The sequence below is a fragment of the Streptococcus sp. SG1 genome (assembly GCF_030439935.1).
Classification (GTDB): Bacteria; Bacillota; Bacilli; order Lactobacillales; family Streptococcaceae; genus Streptococcus; species Streptococcus gordonii.
On the sequence record NZ_JAQFJC010000002.1, the window covers coordinates 149,201 to 162,390 of the forward strand.

A 13,190-nucleotide genomic window follows, 5' to 3' on the forward strand; every position below is an offset into this window, starting at 1 on the left:
GAGATTTATGTTTGGGAAATTATTAAAATATGAATTTAAAGCAGCCGGAAAATTATATGGCGTCTTGTTCTTGATTCTGGCTATTGTCTCATCAATTTTTGGTCTGATGCTGTCTAACAGTATATCTAGTGGAATTACGTCAGATGATGCTGTCTCAGCAGTCTATTCATTCTTTACTATTGTATTCTTTTCAACCTGTACTGCACTTGTTATTTCTAACCTAGTCATTACCATTAGACGTTTCTATCAAAATATTTTTGGTCGTGAAGCATACTTGACTTGGACACTGCCCGCAAATGCCCACCAAATCATCCTTTCAAAAATGACAATGGCAACTATTTGGTATATTGCGAGCGTCTTGGGAATTTTCCTAAGCATCATCTGGATGGCTTTTCTTGTAGCTCTTGGTTCAGGGGTTGATGTCCTCAATAAAATTGGTCTTCTTCTTTCCTACATTCCATTGATTCCTACTCTTCAAATAGCCTTCTATTTGCTTCTAGGTTCGATTTCTTTTGTATTATTCCTATACTTGTCTATTTCCATTGGCCAGCTTTTCCAAAATCATCGCATTCTAATGTCCTTTGTAGCTGCCTTTGTTCTATGGATTATAATAGGAGTACTGAATCGTCAGCTTTATTTCACAAATCCTTTCATCTATGCGATTACCTATGCACAATATGTTGGTTCTTATTCCCAACCGCCTATTCAGTTTTCATTCCTGTCCGCTTATACTTATGAGATTATAAAACTTCTTCTTTTCTATTTTGGGGTTTACTATATTACTCGCACTAAGCTAAACCTTGAATAAAAATCTTAAATCATCAAAAGAACAATCAGAAATTTCTGATTGTTTTTTTACTCTAGTTTTCAAGGGCGCTTATTCGTGTTACAATAAGACTGTATATTATTTTATTTAAAGGAGTTGCTTTCATGCAAAAAGAAATCAAAGCTTCTGTTACGTCTTCACTAATCTGGGTTATTTTGGGAAGCCTTGGCCTGCTATTTCTGCTTTTGAACCTACCATCTGCTCTCCAAAAAAATGACACCATTGGACTCGTATTCTCTGGAATCTTTGGAATTATTCTTTTGGGGATCATTATTGCTTTTGGCCACTTGGCTATAAAAGCACCTCAAAAAATCCGAGAAAAATACCAAAGTATTTACGAACGCTATCCTGAGCTCACAGACCAGCACCAGCTCATCCAAGAAAAGGCACTCGTTAAAGATGATTTTAACTCTCTTTATCTCTATCGAGACGCTCTCTTTCTCGTTAAAAAGAGACTCCTTATGCCTGTTTACTTAGATGAAATTGAGTCTATCACTTTAAAAATTGAGTGGGTTCATGCTGGCAATGTAAAAACAAAAAATTTCTTCCTTTATACAAAAAATGGGAAAGAGCAACAAAAGATTGGTTTGGGAATCATCGATCCCAACAAATACCAACACTTGATGGCATTTTTTGAAAAAGTACTAGAATTGAAACCTGACCTAGTTTTTCAAAATGAGGTTGAAAGTAAATAATATAAAACAAGTGACCGCATCTTTTATTAACGCCGTCACTTGTTTTTTGTATGCAAGTATTAAGTAAGGCTTTTTCAGACCAACTTGAAATTCTCTTACTTAATCTTATGTTTATTCATCTTTTCTTCAAAGATGCTTGTCATAATCACGCGCAATTCTTCCCTTTCCTTGTCAGGAAGTTCGCCTTGCTGCTTAGCGACAGCGTATAGTTCAGGATATTGCTTGGCAACTCGCTCAACGGTCTTAGTCGTCGCATGCCCTCTAACAAAGAAAGGAATCCTCTTAATCCATTCTTGGGGCACGAGTGCCAGAATCTTTTTAGCAGCTTCCTTATCGGAAATTTCTGCAGTGCTGAGCCCCTGATTAATCTGCTCCTGCTCTTTTTCTGTAAAATCTTTTAATTCCATACGATAAATCTCACTCTTCTATTTTCTTAATGCTAACAGAGCACACTATTTACCCTCTACCCACTTATCATTATCCATGATAAAGGGCTTAGCCAGGCCTTCCCCTGTGTAGTCCTTATATTTGGTCTGCAAGTATTTGTAGACATCTTCCTTGGTCGCAAATTTGATTGCCTGATAAGGCTCTTCAAAGGTCAGCTTTTCGACAAATAAATATCCGTCTTTGTCTGGAACCAAGACACCAACATGCCCTACAAAAAGGGAGTCGCCATCAAGATTATCATGAACAATGACTGATAACATTCGAGCCTTTTCATTAAACTTGAACTGTTTGAAGTATTCCTCCATTTTCTTAGCATGGACTTTGACATCTTGAGTCGCTTCAGTCTTGACTCTTGAGAATAGAATATTGAACTCTTCCTTATCCTTAGCATCTAAGAGCTTGCCCTTGTCAATCGAATCATTATCAATAAACAAGAGTTCGTCATCTTTTTCTATTTGAGGGATTTCGATGCTATTTTTCAGCAAAGTATAGGTATTAATCCGACAATTTGTCCCGATAAAATCGCCCTTCTTTGCCTGCCATAGAGGATTGATTTTTTCTACATCATATTCGGTTTTGGTAAATTTAGTGAAATCGCCCCTTAATCCGGTCGATCCGACAAGGCCATTGTAGTCATTGACTAGATTGACAAAGTTATCGACACTGTCTTTATCCAAGTCGGCTGCCAACAAATTCTTAACTTCTTCGATACTCTTTTTACTGTTTAGATTTGAATAAGTCGATGTAGTTTGACTTGTTTCTTTATTTTTCTGCGAACTAGCACATGCTGCCAGCCCAAAAGCAATAGCCAGGCAGACGCAGGACATGATTATTTTGCTGTATTTCTTCATTCTTATTTCTCTCTAATTCTTGTCTTCTACAGACTATTTTGCCTTACAATTTTTCTGATGAGCCTTCAATTTTTTCATGGCCCAATCATAATGGCTGGAAGTTGCACTTACAAAATAGGAGCCAAGTACAGTCCCTCCGACCCATTTATAGACATTTTTTGAAAATAATTCTTCGTTTGTAAATGTGTCTGCTAAGTCCAAAACATCTTGATGCGATTTCTGAAACATCTGAGTTGCCTCTTTTAGAGAAGTATTTTGATGCTTTTGCCAAAATTCCAGATTCAGCTCTCCATAAGTCTTCCAGTTATAGGGCGCAGGAAGAAAGGGCTGCTCTTGCCCCTCTTGATTGGAATGCACCCAATTCAACAAGAGCTGATGCCATTCATAGAGGTGAATCAAAACATCTCTAACATTTTTATCTCGTCTCCAATGGGCCTCTTTCTTCTTTTCATCCCGAGAAAAATCAAAGGGTGTATTTAACTCTTGATCAGACAATTTGGAAATGAGAGTTTGTAACTTCTCAAAGTTTTCTTTAGCAGCTAGCATCAAATCTTCTTTAGTTTTCGGTCTAGGTATAAGATTGAACTCCTTTGCAACTTTCAGTTCTTGGAAATCATCAGCATTATAAGATTTTCTCAATTTCCTTTGCTATTTTACTCTTTTTCAATTTCCTATATCTGATGTATCTCCATAAAACAGCAGGATTCAAGCTGTAGGACAATTGCAATTGATAGTAGTTTACCCACTCTATAAGAGCAAATATCCAAATCGAAAAAGAAATAATGAACGTGGAAACTTCTCCGTGATTCAATAATATCACAAAAATTCCAGTAGCTAGTAAAATAAAATCCAATTTCTTCAATATCTTGTAAATCTTTCCAGTATACTTTTCAGCAAATCTCGGATTGGAAATCCTATTGATTAAAATCCACCAAAAAGTGGAACCTTGTATCAAGATAAAAGTTAGAAGAAACAAGGAGAAAGAAACAGAAATAAAGGCTTTAGTAGTGAGAATCCACTTTTTAAGCAGGAAAAAATTCATCCAAAATACTAAAACAGCTGCCAATTCTCCGCTAGCTAAATTAATCAGTCTTTTCTTCAGAAGTTCTTTTGATTTCATCTTACACCACCATGAAAAATTCCAACACTAAAAAAAGAAGTTTTATAAAGCCTGTTTGTCCGAGTTCCTATGTTTCTACACCATTACCTTTTAGACTCATCACAATAAACTACAAATCCCTTTGGTAAGATGACAAGTTTCTCATCACCAGTTTGGCAATGACTCACCAAATCAGCTGAATCTCTGTCTAATAGATAATTCTCTTTGGACTGATTAAAAACAGCTCGGATTGCTTGATGAACGTGTTGCCATTCTAAAGCCAGCACATTAAGCTCGATTTCTTCTAGGGTAAATTTCCCATGCTGAATAATGTCCGCAGTTTCCTTGCGAAGCTGAATCAAGTTCTTCATAAAATTGAGCATATCATTGCTACTTGAAACCCGGTCCCAAGGCATGACCCGTCTACAATCCGGATCCATACCTCCGCCCAATTCTAGCTCGGTCCCATAATAGATACAAGGCGTCCCCCTTTGTAAAAAGAGAAAGGCGAGTGCAGATTTGACAAGCTGGATATCACCCTTTGCAGTCGCTAAAATGCGCTCTGTATCATGCGAATCCAAGAGATTAAACATGACCTCAGAAATCTGCTGCTTGTAGTACATGGACTGGCAATTAATCTCAGCTATGAATTGACTGGTCTTCTTGCGCCTGCTCAAAAAGTAGTTCTTGATACTATCCGATAGAGGATAGTTCATGACGGCGTGAAACTCATCGCCATTTAGCCAAGGCTGAGAGGTATGCCAAACTTCTCCAAGAATATAAAGGTCAGGCCTTTTGGCCAAAACGGCCTTGCGGAAATCCCTCCAAAATTGGTGGTCAACCTCATTAGCTACATCTAGTCTCCAAGCATCAATGTCAAAATGTTCAATCCAATAGGTCGCGACGCTTAAGAGATAGTCTTTGACCTCGGGATTTGCCGTATTTAACTTAGGCATATAGCTGGCAAAGGCAAAGGTATGATAAGGCAATTCTTTTGGATTCACAAGCTTGTCATTCGTCACTGGGAACTCTTGAATATGGAACCAGTCTTTGTAAGCTGAATTTTTACCATGCTTGAGAACATCCTGCCATTGAGCAGATTGATCACCCATATGATTAAAAACCGCGTCCAGCATGACCTTCATACCACGCAGATGAGCTTGCTCCACCAGTTGGCGGAAAGTTTCCTTGTCCCCAAAGTGTTGATCAATTTCAAAGTAATCAGTCGTATTGTACTTGTGATTACTTGGAGATTCAAAGATAGGGCAAAGATAAAGTCCTGTAATCCCTAGGTCTTGCAAATAATCCAGATGGTCAATAATCCCCTGTAAATCTCCACCAAAGAAATCCGTAGTTTTAGGCGTGATTGACGAATCCCAATCTAGGGCTCCTTCTGGTGAAAGCTCGGCATTTCCATTGGCAAATCTTTCAGGAAAAATCTGATACCAGACCGTTTTTGAAACCCAGTCAGGAACCTGGCAACCATCAATCTCATGAATATAAGGGAGTTTAAAACCATTACCCTCTAAAGCAAGGTTTTCTGGACTATTGTCAGTGAAACCTTTATCTCCATACAAGATGCTTTGACCTTCTTTATCCTCAAGCTCAAAAAGATACTGGATCCGAGCAAAGCGCACAGAGACCGCTACTTGCCAATAATCAAATAAGGCATCAGAGGTCACTTTGACCATCTCTTTCACATCTTCATAAGAATCCTCAATAAAGATAAAGGGATCCCCATAGTGCAAAACGATTTTCTTTATATCCTCTTTCTTAGTCCTAATTCTGATATGCACTTGACCTTCTTTATAAAGATAGGCATACTCCGACTCCGGTCTATGGTAAATGGCTGCTAATTCCATATTTTGTCTCCTAAACTTTCTCTTTCAATTTTTAAAGCAAACGTTTTCATAACGTGACTCTAGTATACTATTTTAAAAAAATGATTGCAAGCCATTGTCAAAGTTTGGGAATAGGAGGTAAGGTAGGGTATATTAAAAAGCCTTGGAGACAAGGCTTTGGCCTTTATTGCAACTCTTTTTGTACCGAGTACACTTCTAGTGAATTTCTTAGTATCTTAATTCTACTAGTAAGTTATCTAATCCTTCGTCATCAACATCAGAATATATCTTCATATTTCGCTCCTTAATATATTTGATGTTGCCATTTCAAACAACATCCACTTTAAATAAACCAGAAATGATAGGTAATTTGGAAAATATAGAGGTATCTTTCACTATTCAAGCTGTACAAGAAATGAGAATAACAGCCAATTTAATCGTAAATTTTCTATAAAGAGCATATTTTTTCATACTGCTAGATAATTCATTGTTGTTTCTTTTTCCAAGAAGGGTCGTCCGACAACTCGATCTCACCTATTAACCACCGTGACATCTTCTTATTTTTGTCTTTAAAAGGGTCGAGTTTAATCAAAGTAAAAGGTGAAATACTTGCATCTGGAAAATACAACTCCGCTTTTAAAGACTGCTTAGGATTATCGTTGGCATAGGCTGAAAATTGAATATGGTAGTTTACACAAACTTTCTTCATAACCAAATGGATTATGAAGAACTAACTTTTTAGGTCTTATTTCCATATTTCTTAACCATTTTTATTTTTAAGCTAATTCATCACTATTAGGGTGCTTTTTAACATAAATAGCTGCATAAACTGCATCTACCATAACAGCTGGCAAAGTCAAGGTAAATAAAATTCCCAATAAAATACCAAAAGCATTTTGAATATAGCCTGTTAGGAGAGAGGGAATGATTGTTGCCCCCGTAAAAGCTATAGCAAAATTATTCCACCATGTTTTCTTTCTATCTCCCTCTTTTACTTGATTAAAAGCCCAGACTTTTCCTTGATTCTTTGGGAGGTAGTACCAAGCATAGAGGCCACAAGCAAAGATAAAAAGTAACAACATTGGTATAACATAAAATAGACTCAAATCTGAATCATAGACAGTTCGTGCACTAATAGAATCTCCGTTTGAGATGAACATCAATAATCCGATAAAGGTTAGGCAGACCAGTACTGTCCAGGACACTAAAGCAATTAAAATATAAGTCAACGACTTAAAGCGATTGATTAAAGAGTTAAAACAAGCAAAAAAAACACTAGCCACATTAATAATAATGCATATAAGAAATACTGCTTTAATAGTGCCAATATTATCCTCATAGCCCCCACCAAAATATAAAAATAAACTAATTGGTAAGCTAATCCATGGATATAATTTAATATAACCTAAACTGACACCATGTGTGATCAAAGGGCCATGGTATCTTTCTCTTTCTATATCAGTAATCTTTTTCTTACCTTTCGTATTCACCTTCACCAATTAACTAAACCACCCTCCTACTGTTTTTAAGCAATTGCCAATTGCATCTGTTGTGTTTATTAAGGCATTCTTAGCTGCATCCGTTATAGATTGATTAGATTTTAAAGCCATCCAATAGCTGTACCATAATAGATATAGTAGTTGTTCCTATCTTTGTTTTAGACTTAATATCAAAACTATCATCAGAGAGAATCAACTCAATTATATCAAGAGTGATTAAGTTAGGCTGCAGTCCGAGAGAATAGTGTTTCCCTCTCATTGAACCTAAGTCCATAAGATACTTTTTATTTTCTATTTCTACAATGCTATACGCCACCGTATTAACATTCTTAAACTTTAAATGAATCATTTACCACCCAAACACTTTCTGAATGGATTTAATACCTGAATCAATACTATTTCCAATGTCATTTATTCTATATTTTCTCAATCTTTTCAACCTCAATTTGACCATGCTTGTATGGATGAGCAATTGGAAAACTTCCTAGAGTAAACATGAAAAAGAATAACGATACGATTCCATTAATCACCAAAAAAGCTCCTTCTGTTCCATTATTCAAACCAAGAAAGAAAAGTAAACAAAGGGCAATTGCTCCAACCAAAGGATATACTCCTCCGTTACTTTTCTGAATAGTTGTGAATGTAACTATGTATTTATTGCTGTTTTGAGGAATCCATTTATCTGCTTTTTTATGGGATAACTTTAATGAAATCAGAATGGCAAAATAAGAAATCAGCATAGAAATTGCAAAGAGTAATAACTTTAATAATATTTGTTCACTAATATTATTGTGAATAAAAAAATTTTTCAGTGCATCATAGCTAACCTTGACGATTGGTTGAACGATTACGGCTCCCATTGTCGCGCTTACTGGTCTGCTAGGTTTAATTTCGAATTGGTTATTATTCTTTTCAATCTCTACCATGTCCACTGTAATCGTATCTGTTTTGAATCCCCAGTAATAGCTCTTGGGGCTTATAGTACTCGTATCCATGACATACTTCTTCGATTCTTGAGCTATCTGAACAATTTGAAAGCACGTCATACTTGAATTTTTAAATTTTAATTCCAAAATTATCCTCAAAAAAATTTCTAATTAACCTAATAAATCCTTATTAAATTTCTCGACTTCCTATAACTATGATGTTTTCAATCCTGAGAAGCTTCCGATAAGACTACTGACATTTCAACTCAGTGATTACTCTTTTCAATTCCGTTCATAAAAATCTCATTCTTTTTCAAAAATAATACTACTAATTTGTACAATCTTTTGATTAGATTTTAGGTGAATAGTTGCTCTATATATGGTGGAGCTGGAATGACTTACTACTACTACACATGTTGTTTCCTCTGGTAAATCATATTTGCTTTTTAGGTGTTTATAGAGGTCAGAGTTCTTTTCTGGCCGATATATAATCTCACGAAATTCTGTTTTCTCAGTCTTGAAGATTTCTTTCACATCCAAAGAAGCAAAATAATCTCTTTTCACAACCAAATTAAGGATTTCTTCATCAAATAAAGGATTTCTCTCTGAACCATAATTTAGTTCACCATTAGAGTAATTAACAGGAACTGTCTCTTTAGTGTCCCTAGTTGTTATTGTGTAATCCCCCTTAATATCAGCTTTAGTGATATCTAAGTCCACTTCGTATTTTTTGACTTCATCTTGATTTTTTATATAAACTCTACTAGTGTATGACTTTAGCCCAGTAAAATCTTTCTTGTCTTGTTCTAAAAATCTAAACATAGATTCAAACGTTTTTTCAAATTCGTACTGTTCCTTTGTTCTGTTTTTGGGAATGGTCTCACCACCCAAACTACATCCATTCAATGACAATAGTGATATCAGTATGATGACCAAGCTAGAAAGCCATAATAAATGCTTATATTTTTTCATTTATATCTCCTAAATAGTAATGAGTGGTATTTTTATCTTACAATATTTTTAATTAACTTCAAGGAATCACTTTTCTTTCACAAAATAAATTGCAGTGCTGATTTGTATCAATTTTTCTTTAGATTCTATACTTAGAAGGATATCGTATCTGTCATAGTACGCATATCCAAGACTAACTGAAAGTTTTGCGTCAGATGGAAGGTTATACTTTTCCACTATTTTTTTATATAACTCTGATTGATTTTCTGGTTGGTAAATAATATCACTCAATTCCGTTTCCGCACTCTTAAATGTTTTTTCCACATCTAAGGAAGTGAAATAATCTCTTTGAACAACTAAGTTAAGAATTTCTTCATCAAATAAAGGACTTATCTCCGAGCTATAATTCAGTTTACCATTAGAATATGTAACAGGAACTGTCTCCTTAGTGTCCCCAAGTGTTACTGTGTAATCCCCCTTAATATCAGCTTGAGAGATATCTAAGTCCACTTCGTATTTTTTGAATTCATCTTTATTTTTTATATAAACTTCACTACTGTATGACTTTAGTCCAGTAAACTCCTTCTTGTCTTGTTCCAAAAATTTAAACATGGGCTCAAAAGTTTTTTCAAATTCGTACTGTTCCTTTGTTCTATTTTTGGGAATGGTTTCACCACCCAAACTACATCCATTCAATGAAAAAAATGATATCAGGATAATTACCAAGCTAGCGAAATATAATAAATGCTTATATTTTTTCATTTATATCTCCTAAAATAACGAAAGCTGAGTCTATTATAGCATGAACATACTAGAAATGACTTTCGATAACCATTTATATTCACTTATAAACTTCATTTAAAGGCAATCAACGCATCAATATGAAAGCTTAATATTTTTTAAATGTTCATACTTACACTAGCTCAAAAAAGACATTCAAGAAAAAACTTAAATGTCTGTATTAATACATTATCAAGGATATTGTTTATCGAACAATATAAATTCCAATTTCCTAATCGGGATCAATAGCTGTGAACCTTACTTTATAACCATTATTTGTATATAGAAATTCTATTTGAAGTGTCATATCAAGTAATTCAGAATAACAAGGCATTTGATAGCTATCGGTAACCTTTTATTGATTAGGATCACTAGACTTATAATCCTCAATCCTAATTATATCATCATAACTATCTTCTGTAAATTTATGAGCAATTTCTATAATAGTACAATTTTGGGAATAGATCAGTGCACGAATTTCTTTAGCATTCATATCATCCAATGAAGCAGTCACTTCATCAACAAGTAAGATCGGCTTAATTCTGAGCAAGCATCTCGCAATTTCTAATTTCATCATTTGACCACCAGATAAGTTTTGACCATCAAGTTGAGTCTCAAGATTATTCCCCAACTCTTCTAAAAGGTTCACTTTCTGCAAAACATCACACAAATTACTATCAGAAATTTCCTGAAATAATGTTAAATTATCTCTTAAACTACCATTAAATATATACGGTTTTTGATGTATTAAAGACACCTTGTTATAGGATGGTTCATAACAAGTTCCTTTTTCATTTTCAAAATATAAACTTCCGGAAAATTCAGTATCTTCACCACTTAAAATTTTAAACAAGGTTGATTTCCCACTACCACTCGCTCCTGACAATAAAATCTTTTTTCCAAAAGGAATGTCCAAAGATAATCGTTCAAAAATGAGTTTATCTTCAAATGACTTACTAAGATTTCTACCATAAATCCTCAATTTTTCCTTTGAAGTTTTAATTTCTATTTCTTCATCATCATTATTTCTCATATTTAAAATGAAAACCATCTTATCCCTAATAAACTTAGCTGATTGCAAGCTAGAGGTTCCTTCTAAAAGTTGTTGTAATGGAGAAATTAAATTCATGGACGCAGTCATCATGGCTAGTAAAGTTGTAAGTGTGATAGAAGTTGACTTAATAAAAAACAAACCTATCATTAGTGGAACCACTAAGCCAATTCCTTTCAGAGGCCCCGTCCAAAACATGACCAGATTATGACTTGTATAATATCGGTATTGTTTTTTCTCCGTATTCTTGATTTCGTCCAAAACATGGGATGAAAACTGTTTACTTGCTTGATTACTACGAATTGTATCTATTCCTTTTGTAAAATCTGTAATAGATGTCATACTATTTACTCTCGCAGTGCTTAGCTCTTCTCCTCTCTTCTGTAACATTTTATTAAATATAAACTGAGGTATAATCATTAAAAATCCCCCGATTGTAAATAGCAGACCTACTTGGATATTTTGTATGAGGAGATATGACACTGAAGCAAGAATAGATAATACGTAGATGGGATAAACGATCAAAGAAACTAAGTATTCCTGCCAAAACATTGGAATATCCTGTGTCAAAAAGGAGTTTAGCTCTTCAGAGGTATAATTTAATCTTTTTTGATAAAAATTTTCAATGGCCTTTTTAGAAATTAGGACATTAAAATCTTCAATTATTGCACGTACTAGGATATTATTTATATACATACATGCATAAACAAATATATATAACAGCACTCCTCCCAGTCCAAATGTTAGAACCATCTGAGTATTATTCACGTCAATTTCCCCTGCAATCTGTATGAGAAAAGACGTAAGTAAGCCTTGTAAAGAATAGAGCATGGAAAACAGTATATAGACAAATAATTTTAATTTTGAGATATTCTCTAGAATTGTCTTCATATCATTCAACCTTTAATTCGTAGTTTACTTTATTAGATAAGATAGCGAGTTCAAAATTTTGTATAATATTTTGTTGTATTTGTTTGCATTTTTCATCAAAGCTACGTTCGTTAAAAATATCACGTTTTGGACAAGCGCGTATTAATAATTTCATTTACAACCATGCTTCTTCTCCTTTCATTTTTAATGCTTCTATTATATAATGTTAGAAACTTAAGAAAGAGAATTTTCGGAAATCCGAACATGAATAATCGAGAAAAATTTAAAGTAATTCGAAAGCAAAGAAAACTTTCCCTGAAAACACTCGGCAAAATTGCTGGCTCTGCAACAAGTATTTCTGACTTTGAAAACGGCCATACGAACCTTTCTAAAGATGTACTCTTTAAACTGTTAGGATTCATGATAGTTGAAATTAATGAATTTTTTGAGTGGAAGGATTTTCAAGATGATGATTTTTACAAAATAATACAACAAATAGAGGATGCTTTGAGTAATAACGATATTCAGACACTCTCTAAAGTAAAAAAAGAGCTTTTGGAGTTATCTTCAAAAAAAGAGCAATATATTTATCTTATTATCTCACTCGTTCTTGAGGTTATGATCTGTGAACTACAACATGAGACAGTTAAACAAGAGGTCATACTTCAGTTGACTGACTACTTTTTTTCATTAGAATATTGGACGAACCTTGACGTAGGGCTATTTGGAAATCTCGTTCCATATTTCACAACTGAAGCTCTGGTAGTATTTACTAATACCATTCTAGATAGTATTCCTCAATCACCAAAAAATAACCTTGATCGAATCAAGATTGATACAGTCCTAAACTGCCTTTCTGCTTTTATTGAACGAAAAGAGCAAGGAGCAAGTCAAAAACTTTTATGCTTACTGTTCCAAAAGAAATATCCAAACTACTTTTTATTTGAAAAGCTTTATCTACATGAACTTCAGGCTATGTATGACTATCTATGGGGAAATAGGGAAAAAGCCATAAAAACACATAGTACAATCCTAGAAACAGTTAATATCATTCTCAGTCCCGAAACGATGAACGAATGGGATGATTACTTTAAAAAAATTACTAAGCAACATTCTAATTTAAGTAAGTGACGAAACCTATTTAATTTCCAAAAATTATCCTAGTTTTCAAGTTGCAATCACCTCTGATCTATTCATACTCAGCATAAAATAAATAGGCTACACTAAACTAGACTCCATATAGAAAATGTTTTCCACTAGAATGGAAATTCTATGTCTAATACAGTGTAGCCTATTTATATCCTATTCACCAACTCACAACAAAGAGTGGCCTCTGCCACTCCTTGTTGTAAAC

15 protein-coding genes are annotated in these 13,190 nt (G+C 34.3%); 3 read left to right on the forward strand and 12 right to left on the reverse strand.

Annotated features, from left to right (window positions below; all coding sequences use genetic code 11):
- Window positions 1-7 precede the first annotated feature (7 nt).
- Both PCY06_RS02225 and PCY06_RS02230 read left to right on the forward strand, forming a co-directional pair.
- Window positions 8-808, forward strand: coding sequence for a hypothetical protein (locus PCY06_RS02225; RefSeq protein ID WP_061593232.1), 801 nt, complete (start codon window positions 8-10; stop codon window positions 806-808).
- A gap of 122 nt (window positions 809-930) precedes the next feature.
- Window positions 931-1,521 carry a hypothetical protein gene (locus PCY06_RS02230; protein WP_082307581.1) on the forward strand — a complete coding sequence of 197 codons (591 nt, stop codon included), beginning with the start codon at window positions 931-933 and terminating at the stop codon, window positions 1,519-1,521.
- 95 nt (window positions 1,522-1,616) lie between these two features.
- Here PCY06_RS02230 and PCY06_RS02235 read toward each other — a convergent pair whose 3' ends face one another.
- From PCY06_RS02235 to PCY06_RS02290, 12 genes are all read right to left on the reverse strand, one after another.
- A complete protein-coding gene (locus PCY06_RS02235) occupies window positions 1,617-1,928 on the reverse strand; it encodes a hypothetical protein (protein WP_072074187.1) in 312 nt (103 codons plus the stop codon).
- Window positions 1,929-1,973: 45 nt separating this feature from the next.
- A complete protein-coding gene (locus PCY06_RS02240; protein ID WP_082307580.1) occupies window positions 1,974-2,819 on the reverse strand; it encodes a DUF4300 family protein in 846 nt (281 codons plus the stop codon).
- A gap of 33 nt (window positions 2,820-2,852) precedes the next feature.
- Complete coding sequence (locus PCY06_RS02245; protein ID WP_082307793.1) at window positions 2,853-3,395, reverse strand: ClbS/DfsB family four-helix bundle protein; 543 nt, start codon at window positions 3,393-3,395, stop codon at window positions 2,853-2,855.
- A gap of 46 nt (window positions 3,396-3,441) precedes the next feature.
- A complete protein-coding gene (locus PCY06_RS02250; protein ID WP_082307579.1) occupies window positions 3,442-3,939 on the reverse strand; it encodes a hypothetical protein in 498 nt (165 codons plus the stop codon).
- Window positions 3,940-4,022: 83 nt separating this feature from the next.
- Window positions 4,023-5,780 (reverse strand): glycoside hydrolase family 13 protein, encoded by a 1,758-nt coding sequence (locus tag PCY06_RS02255; RefSeq protein ID WP_082307578.1) that lies wholly within the window; start codon window positions 5,778-5,780, stop codon window positions 4,023-4,025.
- A 755-nt stretch (window positions 5,781-6,535) separates the two neighbouring features.
- Window positions 6,536-7,258: a hypothetical protein gene (locus PCY06_RS02260; protein WP_082307577.1), complete on the reverse strand. Its 723-nt coding sequence runs from the start codon at window positions 7,256-7,258 to the stop codon at window positions 6,536-6,538.
- Window positions 7,259-7,352: 94 nt separating this feature from the next.
- Window positions 7,353-7,607: a hypothetical protein gene (locus PCY06_RS02265; RefSeq protein ID WP_225791190.1), complete on the reverse strand. Its 255-nt coding sequence runs from the start codon at window positions 7,605-7,607 to the stop codon at window positions 7,353-7,355.
- 67 nt (window positions 7,608-7,674) lie between these two features.
- Window positions 7,675-8,343: a hypothetical protein gene (locus PCY06_RS02270; protein ID WP_328287959.1), complete on the reverse strand. Its 669-nt coding sequence runs from the start codon at window positions 8,341-8,343 to the stop codon at window positions 7,675-7,677.
- Window positions 8,344-8,487: 144 nt separating this feature from the next.
- Window positions 8,488-9,156, reverse strand: coding sequence for a hypothetical protein (locus tag PCY06_RS02275; RefSeq protein ID WP_301387056.1), 669 nt, complete (start codon window positions 9,154-9,156; stop codon window positions 8,488-8,490).
- A gap of 66 nt (window positions 9,157-9,222) precedes the next feature.
- Window positions 9,223-9,897 carry a hypothetical protein gene (locus PCY06_RS02280; RefSeq protein WP_082307576.1) on the reverse strand — a complete coding sequence of 225 codons (675 nt, stop codon included), beginning with the start codon at window positions 9,895-9,897 and terminating at the stop codon, window positions 9,223-9,225.
- A 373-nt stretch (window positions 9,898-10,270) separates the two neighbouring features.
- The gene (locus PCY06_RS02285) at window positions 10,271-11,857 is read right to left on the reverse strand and encodes an ABC transporter ATP-binding protein (protein ID WP_082307575.1); all 1,587 of its coding nucleotides are present in this window, start codon (window positions 11,855-11,857) and stop codon (window positions 10,271-10,273) included.
- Window position 11,858: 1 nt separating this feature from the next.
- Window positions 11,859-12,011 (reverse strand): hypothetical protein, encoded by a 153-nt coding sequence (locus PCY06_RS02290; RefSeq protein WP_185768101.1) that lies wholly within the window; start codon window positions 12,009-12,011, stop codon window positions 11,859-11,861.
- 89 nt (window positions 12,012-12,100) lie between these two features.
- Here PCY06_RS02290 and PCY06_RS02295 point away from each other — a divergent pair, with 89 nt between their 5' ends.
- A complete protein-coding gene (locus PCY06_RS02295; protein ID WP_082307574.1) occupies window positions 12,101-12,967 on the forward strand; it encodes an Rgg/GadR/MutR family transcriptional regulator in 867 nt (288 codons plus the stop codon).
- The last annotated feature ends 223 nt before the right edge of the window (window positions 12,968-13,190 follow it).

Bases quoted from the DNA above. Each gene is read 5' to 3' on its own strand.
- PCY06_RS02225 (WP_061593232.1), top strand. From the start codon at position 8: ATGTTTGGGAAATTATTAAAATATGAATTTAAAGCAGCCGGAAAATTA.
- PCY06_RS02230 (WP_082307581.1), top strand. From the start codon at position 931: ATGCAAAAAGAAATCAAAGCTTCTGTTACGTCTTCACTAATCTGGGTT.
- PCY06_RS02280 (WP_082307576.1), bottom strand. From the start codon at position 9,897: ATGAAAAAATATAAGCATTTATTATATTTCGCTAGCTTGGTAATTATC.
- PCY06_RS02290 (WP_185768101.1), bottom strand. From the start codon at position 12,011: ATGAAATTATTAATACGCGCTTGTCCAAAACGTGATATTTTTAACGAA.
- PCY06_RS02240 (WP_082307580.1), bottom strand. From the start codon at position 2,819: ATGAAGAAATACAGCAAAATAATCATGTCCTGCGTCTGCCTGGCTATT.
- PCY06_RS02295 (WP_082307574.1), top strand. From the start codon at position 12,101: ATGAATAATCGAGAAAAATTTAAAGTAATTCGAAAGCAAAGAAAACTT.
- PCY06_RS02255 (WP_082307578.1), bottom strand. From the start codon at position 5,780: ATGGAATTAGCAGCCATTTACCATAGACCGGAGTCGGAGTATGCCTAT.
- PCY06_RS02250 (WP_082307579.1), bottom strand. From the start codon at position 3,939: ATGAAATCAAAAGAACTTCTGAAGAAAAGACTGATTAATTTAGCTAGC.
- PCY06_RS02235 (WP_072074187.1), bottom strand. From the start codon at position 1,928: ATGGAATTAAAAGATTTTACAGAAAAAGAGCAGGAGCAGATTAATCAG.
- PCY06_RS02265 (WP_225791190.1), bottom strand. From the start codon at position 7,607: ATGATTCATTTAAAGTTTAAGAATGTTAATACGGTGGCGTATAGCATT.
- PCY06_RS02285 (WP_082307575.1), bottom strand. From the start codon at position 11,857: ATGAAGACAATTCTAGAGAATATCTCAAAATTAAAATTATTTGTCTAT.
- PCY06_RS02275 (WP_301387056.1), bottom strand. From the start codon at position 9,156: ATGAAAAAATATAAGCATTTATTATGGCTTTCTAGCTTGGTCATCATA.